Here is a 15,711-nt window from a genome sequence, read left to right on the forward strand (position 1 = left end):
CCGGATCTCCAAGCCCGCGGCTGCAGGCTTGGAGTGACAACTGTCGGAGTTGCCTGTGCTTGAACTAAATAACGTGGAAGTCCTTTACAGCGATGTGATTCTGGCTGTGAAGGGGATTACAGCGCGCGTACCACAGGGCCAGTGCGTCACGCTGCTTGGCGCCAACGGCGCGGGCAAGAGTACGACGCTCAAGGCGATTTCAAATCTGATCCGCACCGAAGATGGTCGGGTCACCGCGGGATCGATCACGCTCGACGGCACCAACATCACCGGAGCCAACCCGGTAGAGGTGGTGCGCCAGGGTCTCGTGCACGTCATGGAGGGGCGCAAGGTCCTTCGTCACATGACAGTCGAACAGAACCTGGTGGTCGGTGGGCACATGGGTAGCGGGCGAGAGGCTAAGGAAAGGCTCGACGAGGTCTATTCCCGCATCAAGCGCTTGGCCGCCCTGCGCGACCGAACCGCAGGGTATTTGTCTGGAGGCGAGCAGCAACTTCTGGTGATTGGTCGCGCATTGATGTCCCAGCCCAAGCTGGTGATGATCGATGAACCATCGCTCGGATTGGCCCCCTTGATGGTGGAGGAGGTGTACGGCCTTCTTTCCGACTTGAAAGCCAGCGGTCTGACTTTGCTGATCGTTGAGCAGAACACCCGCGTTGCGCTCGAACTCGCGGACTACGGCTATGTGATGGAGAGCGGCCGCATCGTGTTGGAGGGGCCTTCTGGTCAGCTCAAGAGCAATGAGGATGTTCGCGAGTTCTACCTCGGCTTGACGGTGGAGGGGGAGCGCAAGAGCTTTCGGGACATGAAGCACTATCGTCGCCGCAAGCGCTGGCTCGGTTGAACTGTATTTTTTGACACAAAGAAGTTAAATCCAAGGACATCAGATGAGCAGTGTTTCCAACGCTTTCCTCAGCGAACAAGAGGTCATGATTCGGGAATCCGCGCGCCGCGTAGCGCAGGAGGTGGTGGCTGTCACGGCGGCGCAGCGAGACCAAAGCAGTGAATGGCCCCATGCCGAAATCCAGTCCGTGGCCGAATTGGGGTTTATGGGCATGCTGGCCCCTCAGTCGTATGGGGGTGCAGGACTTTCTTTTGTTGAGTATTGCTTGGCCATCGAGGAATTCGCCGCAGCAGATGGCGGCTTTGCCACGATGATGCACGTGCACAACTCATCAGCGCATGTCTTATGCAATTTTGGCACTGAGGAGCAGAAGGCTCAACACCTGCCTGGTCTGGCCTCGGCCAAGAACATCGGTGCATTCCTGCTGTCAGAACCACATGCCGGGTCGGATACCGCTGCCATCCGAACATCTGCTAAGCGCGATGGCGATCACTATGTGATCAACGGCAGCAAGCAATGGATTTCCAATGGCAGCGAAGCGGGGTTCGCTTTTGTGGTGGCAGCCACTGGCGAGCCTGGATCGCGCAATCGATTCAGTCTGTTCATTGCTGACCCCAAGGATCCGGGTTATCAGGTGCTCCGAATCGAGAACAAGCTCGGGCAGCACACGGCTCACACTGCCCAGATTCAGCTGGACAACCTGCGCGTTCCGGCCGGCAATCTGGTGGGCGAAGAGGGGAGGGGATACGGAAAGGCCCTGTCGCTTTTGTCTGATGGGCGAATCGCGATTGCCGCCCTGGCCATTGGTGTCGCACGTGCGGCGCTTGAAGCGGCCATTCGTTACGCCAAAGATCGGGAGGCCTACGGTAAGCCGATTTCGGCACTCCAGGCCGTCAGCTTTGATCTGGCCGACATGGCGATGCAGGTCGAGGTGGCCCGGCAGTACATGATCTATGCCGCGCGCCGGCGAGATGCGGGGCTTCCCTCAGACAAAGAGGCTTCGATTGCGAAACTGTATGCCAGCGAGATGGCAGAGAAAGTCTGTTCGGCGGCCATCCAAGTTCATGGCGGCTACGGCTACGTGTCGGACTTTCCGGTGGAGCGCTATTACCGAGATGTTCGTGTGACCAAGATCTACGAAGGCACCAGCCACATCCAGAAGCTGATCATCGCCCGCCAGATCTTGGCTGAATGAGTACCTGGGCACGCTGCCGAGGGCGGCTGCCCGGACTCGTTAGATATCATGGCTCACTCTCCAGTTTCTACCCCTAGCAAAGCACGACGTCTGATCTTATGAGCCAATCCATCGACGCAGAACCGAAGCCACGGGCGCGTTCAGCGACCAAGCGCACCACCAAGGGGGCGAGGTGGAACAATGCTGTCAGTGGTGCGGATGAGCAGTACGAACTCAAGCGGCAGGCCGTGATTGCCGAAGCATCCAAAGCCTTTGGGCGCCATGGGTCACAGAACGTCTCTCTGGACGAAATTGCCAAGGCCCTCAACGTTACCAAGCCTGCGCTCTACTACTACTTCAAGAGTAAGCAGGAGCTCATTTACGAGTGCCATGAACTGGCGATGAAGATTGGCGATCAGGTGTTGAAGGACGCGATTGCCTCAGAGTCCACTGGATATGGTCGGGTCACGGCTTTCATCCGGAATTACATCTCACACCTGACGGATCAGATGGGTGCTCCGGCGATCCTGCGCGACTTCTCCGCCATGACGCCGGCAGATCGCAAGAAGATCACCGTGCGCAGAAGGAAGTTCGACCTCCAGCTCCGCAACATTATTGAAGAGGGCATTCGCGACGGTTCAATCGCCCCCTGTGATGCACGGCTCGCGGTATTCTGGTTTATGGGAGCGATCAGTTCCATTTCGCAGTGGTACCACGCCGATGGCAGCCTCACTGGCGACCAGGTGGCGGAGGTGTTCATCCGCTTCCTGGCCGATGGCATCCGTCAGCGGGCGACGAATCCGGTTCTCATCTGAGCCGGGAGGGCGAACGCCCGCTTCATTGGCGAGAACGTTCGCGACCAGCAGGCATTCGCGATACGGTGTCGGCGGTGCGCGCCATCAACCGTGAACTTCTCTGTTTCGGGTAAGCAAGCTTATCGCCTCAATCATTACCAATCACCACGGGTACTGCCTCTACGGCTTGAATCACAACTGATGTAGAGCGTTACTACCTCCGTGTCGCTGTATGGCATAGGAGATTTACGTGAAACGAACTGCATCGACCGCAGCTAAGCCCAACTCTGCAAAGACCAAACCGAAGACATCAGCCGCTAAGCTCGCGCCATCTCGATCTCTCTCGAGGGTGGTTGTAGCGCACTCGTCCAAGAAGGCTGGCAGGCAGCCAAACTCGAAAGCTGAACTGGTTGCGCAAGCGCAACCTCATGGAGCCGCTTCCGGAGAAGGTCCATCGAGCAAGCAATCGCAAGTGATTGCTTTGCTCAAGTCAGGCGCCGGGGCCTCAATGGCCCAGTTGATTGAGGTGACCGGCTGGGTGCCGCACACCGTTCGAGCAATGATCAGCACGGCTTTGCGCAGGCGGCTTGGCCTGAATGTTGAGCTGAAAGTTGAAAACGGTGTGCGCGTCTACCGGATCGTGGAGGTGGCCGGCCAATGACGGAGCTGGAAGTTATCCGGACGGCCAGCCGGGATCTCCTCGTGACCCGGTGGCAGGTGCGTTTCAACGTCAATCCACCACCCCGGGTTCACACCGAGCTGTTGCGCCGCGTTTTGGCCTGGCATGTCCAAGTCGAGGCCACTGGTCAGAAGGTGACCTTGCATCGTCCTAGCTCTGCATCGGTAGATCGGACAAGGTCGCTACTTACGCCAGGCACTCGGTTGTTGCGGGAGTGGCGTGGCACTACCCATGAGGTCTCGGTCTGTCCCGATGGGTTCGACTACGCAGGGAAGACCTACAAGAGCCTCTCTGCCATCGCTCGTGCCATTACCGGTACACCTTGGTCAGGTCCCGCGTTCTTTGGGATCAAGCGCTGATGGCGGCCAAAAAGTCAGGGAGTCTTTCTGCTCCCCAGGTCGATCCCTCGCTGGCTTGCGCGATTTACACACGCAAGTCGTCGGAGGAGGGCCTGGAGCAGGACTTCAACTCCCTTCACGCCCAGCGTGAGGCGTGTGAGGCTTTCGTGCTGAGCCAGAAGAGCCTGGGCTGGACCCTCATGCCGACCGCCTACGACGATGGTGGGTTTTCCGGCGGCAACGTCGAGCGACCCGCCCTCAAACGCCTCATCGCCGACATCGAAGCGGGCAAGGTCAAGGTGATCGTGGTCTACAAGGTCGATCGCTTGACCCGGTCGCTGGCTGACTTCGCCAAGCTGGTGGACCTGTTCGATGCCAAAGGCGTTTCCTTCGTCTCGGTGACCCAGCAGTTCAACACCACCACCTCCATGGGGCGCCTGACGCTCAACGTCTTGCTGTCCTTCGCTCAGTTCGAGCGCGAGGTGACCGGTGAGCGCATCCGCGACAAGATTGCCGCCTCCAAGAGAAAAGGCTTGTGGATGGGTGGTGTGCCACCGGTTGGCTACCTGGCCAAAGGACGCACGCTCGACCCCGAGGAGCCCCATGCAAGTCGTGTCCGAGAGATCTACGACTTGTATCTCAAGCTCAACTGCGTGCGCTTAGTCGCGGCAGAACTGAAGGCGCGGGGATGGTTGACGCCAGAGCGTGAAAACAAGCGTAAGGGGTTTGGTGGGAACCGGGCTTTCAGCCGCGGGCACCTCTACCGGATCTTAGGTAACCCGATCTATGCGGGCATGGTCTGCCACAAGGGCGAGAACTTTCCCGGGATGCATCCGGCCATCGTCGAGATGGATCTTTGGACGCAGGTCCAGCAGCGGCTGGAGGCCAATCGACAAGGTCACAAGACCCAGGTTAAGGCGAAGAATCCCAGCCCATTGAGCGGCAAGCTGTTTGATGAAACGGGTCGCCGGCTAATCCCATCCCACACCCGAAAGGCCAACAAGCGGTACCGTTACTACGTGACACCGATAGACGACCCAGGGGAGCCTATCCGACTACCTGCGGATGATCTGGAACAGCTCATCGTCCAGGCCATCGTGAATTGGTCTTCAAACGACAAGGAGGTACTGAATGCCGTGGGATGGAAGGACGCCAAGAGGGCGGCCGATGCCTTGAAGGAGGCGAAGCATCTGGCCACAGTCTTGCAGCACAAGCCGAAGACAGAACTGGCTTCCCGAATTGCTCGGGTCGAGGTAACTCCCAGCCTGGTGAGGATTTGGCTCAATCTGGCGAGTTCCGGGCTGCGCAAGGATGGCTTGGGACCTAAAGAAGCCATCATTGAGGTGGCTGCTGAGCGCAAGCGCAGCGGCATGGCTGTGCGGCTGGTCATCGGTGACCAGCGCCCCGGCAAACTGCAGATGCGTTCTCCTGATCCGACCCTGGTGTCCTTGATGACCAAAGGAAAGACCTGGTTGCAGCAGTTCACACAAGGCGGGCAGGCGATCGAGACCATTGCCGAGCGCGAAAAGCTCAGCTCCCGATATGTAAACCGGGTTATCAACGTCGCGCTGCTGGCGCCTGACATCGTGCAGGCGATCGAGCGAGGAGACCACCCGGAGGATCTGAACGTGACCAAGCTAATCACGACAGTGCCATTTCCTGTGGACTGGGATCAGCAGCGACAGCTATTGGGGATCGGATGACCAAGTCAGCCTTCGCGTGTTTGCTTGGGGTACATCGTTCCTGCCTGACGCGATACGAGAGCGAGGAGCTTGGGGCGCCACCGAAGGTCATCAACGATTGCCTGCGTGCAATAGCAGCACACCTGAATCCCATCTCAAGCGCAAGACCGCCGCTGGCGCAAGCACTTCACCACGCACGACAGGGGGTGGAGCTACTAGAGCGCGCTACCCCGTCGTAAGCGTTCGATGGAACACCTGAAAGATGGCGATCGAGCACAACCGGTCCAGGATATGAGTGTTGGATAGACCCCGCTGACTGCGGATATGACTGACGAACGACAGACGCCATCACACGGCCCGCCACACATCGATCAGGTCGGCTTGGGCGTCATAGATGCCGATCGCAGGCAAGAGACCAGTGCCAGCTCGTACCAACCTAGACGTCGAAATCCGCATGCGAAGCCACGGCCGTCATCAATACGGCGATCCAGTGGATCGCGACCATAAGCCGCATCACGATCTGCGGCCCGAAGGGAAAGAAATGCTCTCGCATCTTGGCCACCAGCAGCCACATAAGAACGGCAGTCCGACGGGATCTCGCTCACCTCATCGTTGCCTCGCTCGTTGTACCCCTCGATGAGATTGAGCTTGCGAAAATTCGCGTCGATCAGTTGCCACAGTGCATCCGCCGTGCCAGCGGGCTTGTACAACGCGAATGTGGCCCCTACACTGCGTCAGTTCGCTGCAATCCAGTCATCGAAATCCGCATGCGCAGCCACGGCCTCCATCAACACAGCGATCCAGTGGTTGCGACCATAAACCGCTGCACGATCTGCGGCCTGCAGGGAAAGAAATGCTCTCGCATCTTGGCCACCAGCAGCCACATAGGAACGGCAGTCCGACAGGATCTCGCTCACCTCATCGTTGCCTCGCTCGTTGTACCTTTCGATGAGATTGAGCTTGCGAAAATGCGAGTCGATCAACTGCCACAGTGCATCCGCCATGCCGGCGGGCCTGCGCAACGCGAACGTTGCCCCTACACCTTTTAAAGCTGGGTTCTTATGCAGCATCACTTGGATGAACGGCTCATCGGGCAAGTGATCTGAATAGGCATGCAAGTACTGCCGGCGGCCAGCCGCGCAAAGCCAATCGTCGTTCTTGATCGAATTGCAGATTGAGCAGCAGGGAACCAGGTTCAGCGGGTGCACAGAGAACTCTGGAAACTTTTCCGCAGGCAAGTAGTGGTCGAACGTTTTGGGCAGTGTGGTCCCGCACATCGGGCAGTACTTCAGGCGCCGTTCGGGCTGCTCGGCTTTGATGTCCCGCTTGAGTTCTTTAAGCGGCTGGGTGGCTCCGCCATAACACGCGCGCAGCGCTTCGCTGATCTGCCGGGCCTGGACGTTGGGTTGCAGGCTCTCCAACGCACCAAGCGCAACAGCTTGCGCATGGTCCTGGTACCTTTGGGTCAGTAGGGCGTGGTTGGCCACCAGTAGGCCTCGTGTTCCATGGTGCTTGCTGTCGCGGATAGACACATATCGACCAAGGTAATTCGCGGGCTCGGGCAGCGGACTCAGAGGCTTCACCGATTGCCCCCTGCCTTTTTGCCGTACTGCGCCAGGAGATAGGCCTGTGCAGACAGACTCAAGCCCTGCTCAAAACGTGCTATGACCTGCTGAACCGATTCGGTCTGTGCAAGCTCCTTGAGCGTGCGGCGATACACACTGTCCACCTCATCGGTCTCGAACACATGCCGCGTCAACTCCGTGACGCTTTCCCCGAAGCTCTCAAGACCCAGGGGTTCGGCTTCGGTCACGTTGCCCATGCGCTGGAACATGAGCACCCGTTTAGCCGGAATCTCCTGGATGACGATCGGCGAGTGGGTGGCGACAACGGCATAGGAATCTGATTCCTCGAGAATGTCCGAGAGAACGAGGAACAGGCTGGCCACAGCGTTGGGGTGCAGATGGGTCTCCGGTTCGTCAAACAACACGATGGAGTTGGGCTGAATCCAAGCCAGTAGAGCCGTGACGAAGTGCGCAAGTATCGATTGCCCTGAGCTGAGCAACGACAGCGCTTTGTCCTCCAGGTTGTCCGAGCCGATTTCATCCTCCAGGTCCATCGTCAGCTGAGCGCTCAGGTCGCCCAGAATCGCCTGCATGTAGCTTGTCCATTTGCGCTGGTCACCGCGCTCGCGGATACGCGCCTGATTGGCGCGGTAGCTATCGATCAAGGCGCTGCGCGAGAGGATGCCCTTGTCGTTGCGGATACCGCAGTACACGTAACTGCTGGAACTGTCCTGGTGCGGTCTCTTGAAGCGGTCAAACGCGCTGTAGGAAATTGCGATGACCCGCGTGAAAAGTGGCCGACCCAGCGGGAACCGTGTCTCGCGCTCATTCAGTTTTTCGGCCGAAGTCCGGGCGATCTGCGCCAGATCGGCAGCCAGGCTCGCCATGAACCGCGTCTTACCCACCGCGTTGCGGCCGATGATGCCCACGATGCGCCCGGGCACAGGATCCTCCGCGTAGAAAGCGAAACGCGCAGTGACCTCTGCTTCGGCCCCCTCGATGGCCCCGACGTAAGTGAAATCCAGTTTCTCAGTGACTTTCACGCCGGAAGCCCAGGGCCTGCCAAAGCGGCGCGCTCGGTGAGCTCCGTTTTCGCGCATCAGGGCGTTTCGGAATCCGGAAGTTGGCTCGAAATCGGCCGCCAGCGCCGGAAGCCAGGCGATGTCCCGCAAGGCCGTCAAAACGTCGCCGGCTTGCGCTCCCATGAGCTCATGAAGGCCCTTGTAATAGTCATCGTCCTGCCCGAGAGAGACGAACGAATCGTCCAACGCTTGGAACGACTCAGGCAGCACAGTGCTCTTGGCCAACCCAATCGCTTCACCAGGAGCACTGACCCGCTGAAGGACCTTCAGCGTTCCAAGGTGTGTTTGATAATTTTTTTCATCGACATAGGTCATTGAAGTCCCCTCGAATTCCTGAGCCAGTCAGAAGTAGAGGTTGGGGAACAGTTTGACACGGTACTCGACCGGAGGGATTCGGCCGAGGGCTTCATGGGGACGATGGTGGTTGTAGCGGTGCAGCCAGTCGGCCGTCATGTCACGGACTTCCTGCAGGCTGTCGAATACGTAGCAGTCCAGCACCTCGGTGCGGTAGGTCTTGTTGAATCGTTCGACATAGGCGTTCTGCGTGGGCTTGCCAGGTTGGATGTGCTGCAGGGCGATGCCCTTGCTCTGAGCCCACTGGGCCAGCGCGTGGGCGATGAACTCCGGGCCGTTGTCCAGGCGAATCGACAGCGGCGCACCTCGCACCTCCACCAACTCGTTGAGCGCCCGGATGACGCGCGCAGCAGGCAAGCTGGTGTCGACCTCGATGCGCAGGCCCTCGCGGTTGAACTCGTCGATGACGTTAAAGGTTCTGAAGCGCCGCCCTGACCACAGCGCATCGGCCATAAAGTCGCAGCTCCATCCCTGGTTGGGCTGGCCTGCGGCGTGCAGGGGCTGTTTGATGCGCGCAGGCAGGCGCTTCTTGCCCCGCCTGGGCAAGTTCAGCCGCAGCTCGCAGTACACGCGCCACAGCACCGTCTTGCCCCAGGGCTTGCCTTGGTGGCGGGCGCTGTCGTACAGCAGCCCAAAGCCGTGGCGCGGGTTCAGTGCCATGTAGGCCTGGATGAAGGTGATGACCCCGGAGTCGTCGCGTGCAACGGGTCGGTATCGCAGCGTGGAGCGGGCGATGCCGCTGGCCTGGCAAGCACGTCGCTCGCTCATGCCGTGCTCGTCCACGAGCGCGCGCACGACCAGCTCACGACGCTCCGGGGTCAGAGCTTTCGGTCAACGACGTCCTTGAGCGCGTGGTGCATGAGCGCCAGGTCGGCGTACATGCGTTTGAGCTTGGCGTTCTCATCTTGCAGTTGGCGCAGCTGCGCTAGATGCGAGACCGTCATGCCCGAGAACTGGCTCTTCCACTTGTAGTACGTCGGCTCGCTCACGCCGTGCTTCCTGCACGTCTCGCCGACCTTCGCACCCAGCTCGACCTCCTTGAGGATGCCGACTATCTGCGCTTCGCTGAATCTGGATTTCTTCATGTAGAGACTCCGTCTGGGGGAATTCTCTACTTCCGGGTGGTTCAGGTTTTCAGGGGGACTTCAAGTTGCTTTCGGAGCGAAAAGCCCGCGTGGTGTATGTCGACGACGACGAAGTTCTCACCTTTTTGATGGAGCGCCTGTTCGTGCGTGCGGGCTATCAGATCAATACCTTTAACGACCCTATGGTCGCACTGGACTGGATCGCCCGCCCGGATACGCAGGTAGACCTCATCCTCACTGACTACAACATGCCTCGCACCAACGGTATCGAATTCGCCCGAGCGCTGCGGGCCGCCGGTACAAATATCCCGGTGGCCATCATCACAGGACACATCACGGAGGTTCTGCGACAGCAGGCCGATCAACTGGGTGTGTACGGCATCGTCTACAAACCCGACAGTGCTGACGGCATGTTCCAGGAAATCGACCGCATGGTGGGTGAGTTGATGTTGCATGCAGATAGTCAAGCCTAAACGTTAACACCTGTGACGATTGAGCAGCCAAAACACGGATGACGATCTCATGCCTCGTGCGTCAAGGTGGACAACCTAACCCATCTACTCATAGGCGGTGGCCCAAATGCACGCCTCTGCCGCATTAAGAAAGTGCTCAGGCGCCCAACTCCATCGGAGGCTGAAATTTTTTGTACCCAGTTAGGTTCCCTCCTTCTCTAAATCTGCCAAATCGGCCTCGAAGCACCATTGGGGTGATTGCCGAGGAGAGCAGGTCGTCGATTGATTTGAAGAACTTGCAATGTTTCTCGTTAAACAAAAATCACATGCACTTTGGAGTTGAATCATGCCCTTAAATCGCAAACTTCTATTGATTAACGGCATTTTGATAGCCCTCCTGGTCGCCCTGAGCGCGAGTGTCTGGTTTGCCATGGGCAAGGTGGCTGGCGATGCCGCGCGCATCAACAACGACAACGTGCCCGCACTGCTGACCATAGCGGACATGGAGCTCAACGTCACCCGCACCTCGCTGCAGTTGCGCCACGGCATCCTGGCGCGCGACTCGCAGGAGCGCGATGAAGCTCTGGCCGATATCTCCACCAAAAAGGTCTTGCTGGCCAAGCTGCTAAGCCAGTTGGTAAAGGATAACGCCGCCCCAGAAGACGGCGAGTCCGTGCAATCGCTCGCCAGGCTGCTCGATTCCTTCTGGCAGGAAGGCGAGGCCAACGTCGCGCTCATTCAGCAAGGCCGTAAGGAAGAGGCTTTCGCCTACTTGGTGGACCGCACCATTCCCGCCCGCAATGCCCTCCTCAAGCCATTGGGCGAGCAGAAGCTTCGTCTAAGCCAGGAACTTAGCGCTAACGTGGAGGGCGTGCGCTCCATGGCTACGCTCGATCGCAACTTGGTGGTGGGCGCAGCCCTGCTCATCACCCTGGCCCTGACCGGCCTGGCCATGTTCTTGATGCGCATTACACGCGAACTCGGCGCTGACCCGCATGTCCTTAAGGCTGCTGCCGATGCCGTGGCCCACGGCGATCTCACCATCGACATCCCTTTGCGCCCAGGCGACACCACCAGCGTGATGGCCGCCCTGCGCGCAATGGTGGCTCGGCTTGAAGAGTCAGTGCGCGGCGTGCGTCAAAGCGCCGAGAGCGTGTCTCTGGCCAGTGGCGAGATCGCCTCCGGCAACTCCGATCTCTCCGCACGTACCGAAAGCCAGGCCAGCGCCTTGGAAGAGACTTCAGCCTCTACCGAGCAACTGCGCTCCGCCGTGCGCAGCACCGCTGACAACGCCGCCCTGGTCAATGAAGCGGCTCGCACCGCCAATGCCTTGGCCGGAGAGAGCGGTCAAACCGTGGCTAAAGTGGTGACCACCATGTACGGTATCGAAGAGAGCAGCCGTCGCATTCAAGACATCATCGGAGTGATTGAGAGCATCGCCTTCCAGACCAACATCCTAGCGCTCAACGCGGCAGTGGAGGCCGCTCGCGCCGGCGAACAAGGCCGCGGCTTCGCCGTCGTAGCCAGCGAGGTGCGCTCGCTCGCCCAGCGTTCTGCCACCGCTGCCAATGAAATCAAGCAGCTCATCGAAGCCAGCGGCGAGCGCGTCCAACAAGGTACAGACATGGTGGCCCAAGCCCAAGAGGTAATGCAGCGCATGGTGGCCTCCATCAGCGAGGTCTCGCAGTTGGTGGAATCCATCAGCCTGGCCAGCCGCGAGCAGAGCGCCGGGCTTGACCAAGTGGGTCAGGCAGTCAGCCAGATGGACCAGTCTACCCAGCAGAACGCCGCCATGGTCGAGCAGATGGCCGCCGCTGCCGCCAATCTCTCTACCCAGGCTACCGGCCTGCTCGAGACCGTCTCCACCTTTCAACTACGCCCAAACGGCATAGGTCAAGACTAGCAAGGGACAGAGATGCGTATTGCCGCGCTGGATGATGACGTGTTACAGCTGAACCTGATTCAGAGCAGCGTCAAATCCATTGGCCATGACTGTGCTGTTTTCCAAAGCGGTCTGGCCTTGCTACGGGAACTGCGCCGCAACACCTTCGACCTCCTTATCGTCGATTGGCAGTTGTCCGATATCAGCGGCCCCGACGTGGTGCGCTGGATTCGCGCCAACTGCGAGCACGCCATGCCCATTCTTTTTCTGACAAACCGCAGCGACGAGCGCGACCTGGTCGAAGGCCTGGACAGTGGAGTTGACGACTACACGGTCAAGTCTGCGCGGGTGAGCCTTGACGCTCGCTGCCACATCTGCGCGGCGGACATTCCCGATGGCAATCTCTAACTTTTCGTATCGTCAAGCAAGGCCTCAAGTAACCGATTGCCCACACAGTTCAGTAGCCGAACTGCGGATGTACAAGCGCGGGAGGGGAATGACTCCACTCGTTGCGTTATTGGACACCGGCTTGGAGACTTTATCGTTGAATCGAGCAGAGGTGCTGGCGATGCATTTGGCAGCGGCAGCGGGGATTGACGCAGTCCGGGTTAGGCTGCTCAATCCGGTGCAGCGGCCTATTCTCGTTGGCGAGCGCTTTGACCGTACTGAGGTGGGCGAGCGCCGTCCGTTCCTGTCTGCACGTAGCCTGCTCCTAGCCCACGGGCGTGATGACGTCGGGCCCCTTGACCTGCTGCAAGCGATGCGCGTGCATTGCAGGGATCATTCCGGTGACGCTAGTCAGCTATGGCAGCGTCTCGTTTTCATGCGGCTGATCTGTCAGCCGGGTAACGATTTGCGAAAAATCGGATTCCTTTATGCCGGTCATGGGCGTTGGCGTCTTGCGCCCGCGTACGGCTTGCGCCTTTATCCGGCTTTCGAGCCAAACGATGAGGCGGTGGCGAGCGGGAGTCCCCGGCTTACTTTGAAGGAGCTCATGGTGAGGGCGGAGGAGTTCGGGCTTGGCCCTGATCAGGCTCGGTGGCACCTCAGTCGCCAGCTGAACAGCCTCGGACGCTGGAAGACTATGGCCTCGCAGTTTTTCGTTCACATGAGCGCACTGGATATCGTGCTGCTCGAGCCAGCGATACACAACTCGTTGGTCGATGGTGCGCGCTTGCTGAGGGTGTTCCCGAGTTCGACCTGACCGTAGCGACGTCCTCGTGGCCTGAACATGCTTTAGCCACTATCTGTATCGACAAAAGCGCCGGGTAGAGAGAAACCAGCGCCAAAGCAGGGCAAGGGGGCTGCTAGCTGTATTTCGGAGAAGTGAGAGACGGGGTGCCATCGGCCGCAACCCCGCACCGCGCCTAGCGTTCGAACAATAAAAAAGCCCCTGCACTGCAGGGGCCTCAGACTCGCTGGCGGAGAGAGAGGGATTCGAACCCTCGATACAGGAGAACCTGTATGCCGGATTTCGAATCCGGTGCATTCGACCACTCTGCCATCTCTCCGTGTCGAAGCCCGCGATTCTAGCAGGCTGAAGACCCGGGTTCGCACGGCCCGCGCACGCCGCTTGCCAGTGCGACAATGCGCCGACTTCCAGCCCCTACATGCTCGTCGACACCCAACCCGCCACGCACCAGCACGCGCCAGCCGCCCCCGAGGTGCGCGACGCCTGGGTCAATGCCCAGCTCATTGGCGTCTTGATGGATCACCTCGGGCCGACGGTGCTGGCCTCGGCGGTCTTCGTGCCGGTGCTGGCCATGCTCATGTACGGCGAGGTCTGGACGCCGGGCCTGGCGCTCTGGGTCCTGGCGATGCTGGCCATGCTGGGCTTTCGCTACCACCTCATCGGCCTGTACCGTCTGCGGCACGACAGCGTCGAAGGCCCGCAGCGGCAGCAGTTCATCGACCGTTACCGCTGGACCTGGCCCGCCGCCGCCGTGCTCTGGAGCGTGCCCGTGGCCCTGAGCTACCTGCAGGCCGATTTCATCACCCAGTTCGCGTGCGCGCTGCTGGTGCTGGGCCAGGGCCTGCTCACGCTCAACGCCTACAGCGCCTACCTGCCGGTCTACCGCACCTACACGCACGGCCTCGCGGGCTCGGTGCTGGTGGGGCTGCTGGTGGGCGCCTTCCTGCACATGCACCAGCCCGACGTGGTGCGCTCCACGGCCATCTTCATGCTGCTGCTGCTGTCGTTCTGGTTCCTGCTGCTCATGGCCGGCGCGCGGCTGCACCAGGTGCACCGATCGAGCTTTGAGCTGCAGTTCTCCAACCAGGAACTGATCGACTCGCTGACCCTGCAGACGCGCGCCTCGCTGCGGGCCGTGTCCACCAAGAACCGGTTTCTGGCCTCGGCCGCGCACGACCTGCGCCAGCCGGTGCACGCGCTGAGCCTGTACGCCGACTGGCTCGCGAGCGAGCCCGAGATGGCGCGCGACATCGCGCCGCGCATCCTGCAGTCCACGCGCGCCATCAACGAGCTGTTCGACTCGCTGTTCGACCTCACGCGCATCGACGCGGGCAACTACAAGGTGCGCCTGCAGCATGTGGAGGTGCAGAAGCTGTTCGCCGACCTGCGGCTGCAGTTCGAGCCCGTGGCCTCGGGCAAGCAGCTGCAACTGCGCACGCGCGCCCACCCGATCACGCTGTGGTCCGATCCGGTGGTGCTGCGCCGCATTCTCGGCAATCTGGTGTCGAACGCCTTGCGCCACACCCAGCGCGGTGGCGTGCTGATTGCCTTGCGCCAGCGCAAGGACATGGTGGTCTTCGAGGTCTGGGACTCGGGCGTGGGCATCGCACGCGAGCACCAGCAGGCGATCTTCCAGGAGTTCTTCCGGGTGTCGCAGCACCAGGGCACCGAGGACAGCCTGGGCCTGGGGCTCACCATCGTGTCCAAGCTGGCGGCGCTCATGGGCTACCAGCTTGCGCTGCAGTCGGAGGCGAACCGGGGCAGCGTGTTCCGCGTGATGCTGCCGGCCTACACGCAGCAGGCACCGGGCGAACAGCCCCAGCCCACCATCATCCAGGCCAGCGCGGCCTGAGGCAGCCCCGGGGCTGCGGCGCAGGTTCGTTCAGCTCAAAGATCGAGCAGGCCGGCGGTGCGGGCCAGGTGGCTGGCCTGCGAGCGGCTCTTCACGTTGAGGCGGCGGAACAAACGCCACAGGTGCACCTTCACCGTGTGTTCGCTGATCTGCAGTTGTTCGGCGATGTCGCGGTTGGACAGGCCGCGGTCGAGCATGACCAACAGCTGTTTCTGGCGCTTGGACAGCTTTTCGGGAATGGTGGGAGCGTTCTCGTCCTCGATCTCGTCGGCGAGGAATTCGCGCAGCACCTTGGCGATCTGGGCTGCGCCCGCGGATTTCTCGACGTAGGCATCGGCGCCGGCTTCGCGCGCGAGGTCTTCGTAGTCGGAAGAAGGCGAGGCCGACAGCACGATGAGCGAGGCGTCGGGCAGCATCTGGCGGATCTCGCGCACGCCGGACACGCCGTTGGTGTCGGGCAGCTTGAGGTCCAGGCACACGAGTTCGGGCTCGCCATGTTCGGCGATGGCCTTGCTCACCGAGGCCAGCCGCTCGAGTTCGACGACCTGGGTCGAGGCGCGCAGGCGGCGCAGCAACATGACCACGGCCTCGCGCATCAGCGGATGATCGTCAATGACAAAAATACTCATGTCGCAGGGCGCACTTCATGATTTGGACTGACAGCGCAGCATAAAGGCATAACTGTCGTTTGGCGAGGGCGGCAATCCCCCGAAAGAGGGCGCGCGCTCGGCGGGCC

Annotated in this window: 16 protein-coding genes and 1 tRNA gene; 11 read left to right on the forward strand and 6 right to left on the reverse strand. The window is 60.4% G+C overall.

The features are described 5' to 3' along the window. The first annotated feature begins 73 nt into the window (after positions 1-73). From G9Q37_RS01040 to G9Q37_RS01065, 6 genes are all read left to right on the forward strand, one after another. Positions 74-844 carry an ABC transporter ATP-binding protein gene (locus G9Q37_RS01040; protein ID WP_205710704.1) on the forward strand — a complete coding sequence of 257 codons (771 nt, stop codon included), beginning with the start codon at positions 74-76 and terminating at the stop codon, positions 842-844. Positions 845-887: 43 nt separating this feature from the next. After that, the gene (locus G9Q37_RS01045; RefSeq protein ID WP_166223283.1) at positions 888-2,039 is read left to right on the forward strand and encodes an acyl-CoA dehydrogenase family protein; all 1,152 of its coding nucleotides are present in this window, start codon (positions 888-890) and stop codon (positions 2,037-2,039) included. A 98-nt stretch (positions 2,040-2,137) separates the two neighbouring features. Beyond that, a complete protein-coding gene (locus G9Q37_RS01050; RefSeq protein WP_166223286.1) occupies positions 2,138-2,833 on the forward strand; it encodes a TetR/AcrR family transcriptional regulator in 696 nt (231 codons plus the stop codon). Between the two features lie 229 nt (positions 2,834-3,062). After that, positions 3,063-3,473, forward strand: a complete 411-nt coding sequence (locus tag G9Q37_RS01055; protein ID WP_166223289.1) for a DUF3489 domain-containing protein — start codon at positions 3,063-3,065, stop codon at positions 3,471-3,473. After that, a complete protein-coding gene (locus G9Q37_RS01060) occupies positions 3,470-3,850 on the forward strand; it encodes a DUF2924 domain-containing protein (protein ID WP_166223292.1) in 381 nt (126 codons plus the stop codon). The genes G9Q37_RS01055 and G9Q37_RS01060 overlap by 4 nt, the downstream gene beginning before the upstream one ends. Further along, a complete protein-coding gene (locus tag G9Q37_RS01065) occupies positions 3,850-5,532 on the forward strand; it encodes a recombinase family protein (RefSeq protein ID WP_166223295.1) in 1,683 nt (560 codons plus the stop codon). The genes G9Q37_RS01060 and G9Q37_RS01065 overlap by 1 nt, the downstream gene beginning before the upstream one ends. A 415-nt stretch (positions 5,533-5,947) precedes the next feature. Here G9Q37_RS01065 and G9Q37_RS01070 read toward each other — a convergent pair whose 3' ends face one another. The 4 genes from G9Q37_RS01070 to G9Q37_RS01085 form a co-directional block, all read right to left on the reverse strand. Further along, complete coding sequence (locus G9Q37_RS01070; protein ID WP_166223298.1) at positions 5,948-6,085, reverse strand: hypothetical protein; 138 nt, start codon at positions 6,083-6,085, stop codon at positions 5,948-5,950. A gap of 160 nt (positions 6,086-6,245) precedes the next feature. Next, complete coding sequence (locus G9Q37_RS01075) at positions 6,246-6,998, reverse strand: hypothetical protein (protein WP_205710705.1); 753 nt, start codon at positions 6,996-6,998, stop codon at positions 6,246-6,248. 92 nt (positions 6,999-7,090) lie between these two features. Next, the gene (locus G9Q37_RS01080) at positions 7,091-8,473 is read right to left on the reverse strand and encodes an AAA family ATPase (protein ID WP_166223304.1); all 1,383 of its coding nucleotides are present in this window, start codon (positions 8,471-8,473) and stop codon (positions 7,091-7,093) included. 27 nt (positions 8,474-8,500) lie between these two features. Further along, positions 8,501-9,597, reverse strand: a protein-coding gene (locus G9Q37_RS01085) for an IS3 family transposase (RefSeq protein ID WP_240936472.1) whose coding sequence is annotated in 2 segments (ribosomal slippage) — positions 8,501-9,345 and positions 9,345-9,597 — 1,098 coding nt in all. Because the reading frame shifts where the segments join, the coding sequence is not laid out codon by codon here. Between the two features lie 92 nt (positions 9,598-9,689). Between G9Q37_RS01085 and G9Q37_RS01090 the strand changes: the two genes are divergently transcribed. The 4 genes from G9Q37_RS01090 to G9Q37_RS01105 all read left to right on the forward strand — a co-directional run bounded on the left by G9Q37_RS01090 (position 9,690) and on the right by G9Q37_RS01105 (position 13,135). Continuing rightward, complete coding sequence (locus G9Q37_RS01090; RefSeq protein WP_166223307.1) at positions 9,690-10,070, forward strand: response regulator; 381 nt, start codon at positions 9,690-9,692, stop codon at positions 10,068-10,070. Between the two features lie 325 nt (positions 10,071-10,395). Then, complete coding sequence (locus G9Q37_RS01095) at positions 10,396-11,952, forward strand: methyl-accepting chemotaxis protein (protein WP_166223310.1); 1,557 nt, start codon at positions 10,396-10,398, stop codon at positions 11,950-11,952. Between the two features lie 12 nt (positions 11,953-11,964). After that, the gene (locus G9Q37_RS01100) at positions 11,965-12,339 is read left to right on the forward strand and encodes a response regulator (RefSeq protein WP_166223313.1); all 375 of its coding nucleotides are present in this window, start codon (positions 11,965-11,967) and stop codon (positions 12,337-12,339) included. 136 nt (positions 12,340-12,475) lie between these two features. Next, a complete protein-coding gene (locus G9Q37_RS01105) occupies positions 12,476-13,135 on the forward strand; it encodes a HipA domain-containing protein (protein WP_166223316.1) in 660 nt (219 codons plus the stop codon). Positions 13,136-13,350: 215 nt separating this feature from the next. Here G9Q37_RS01105 and G9Q37_RS01110 read toward each other — a convergent pair. Beyond that, positions 13,351-13,442 (reverse strand) — tRNA-Ser (locus tag G9Q37_RS01110). Between the two features lie 99 nt (positions 13,443-13,541). Here G9Q37_RS01110 and G9Q37_RS01115 point away from each other — a divergent pair. Next, positions 13,542-14,975: a sensor histidine kinase gene (locus G9Q37_RS01115; protein ID WP_166223319.1), complete on the forward strand. Its 1,434-nt coding sequence runs from the start codon at positions 13,542-13,544 to the stop codon at positions 14,973-14,975. Positions 14,976-15,010: 35 nt separating this feature from the next. Here the strand turns inward: G9Q37_RS01115 and G9Q37_RS01120 are convergent, their stop codons facing one another. Further along, positions 15,011-15,604 (reverse strand): LuxR C-terminal-related transcriptional regulator, encoded by a 594-nt coding sequence (locus G9Q37_RS01120; RefSeq protein WP_166223321.1) that lies wholly within the window; start codon positions 15,602-15,604, stop codon positions 15,011-15,013. Between the last annotated feature and the right edge of the window lie 107 nt (positions 15,605-15,711).

Source organism: Hydrogenophaga crocea (assembly GCF_011388215.1).
In the GTDB taxonomy this organism is placed as follows: domain Bacteria; phylum Pseudomonadota; class Gammaproteobacteria; order Burkholderiales; family Burkholderiaceae_C; genus Hydrogenophaga; species Hydrogenophaga crocea.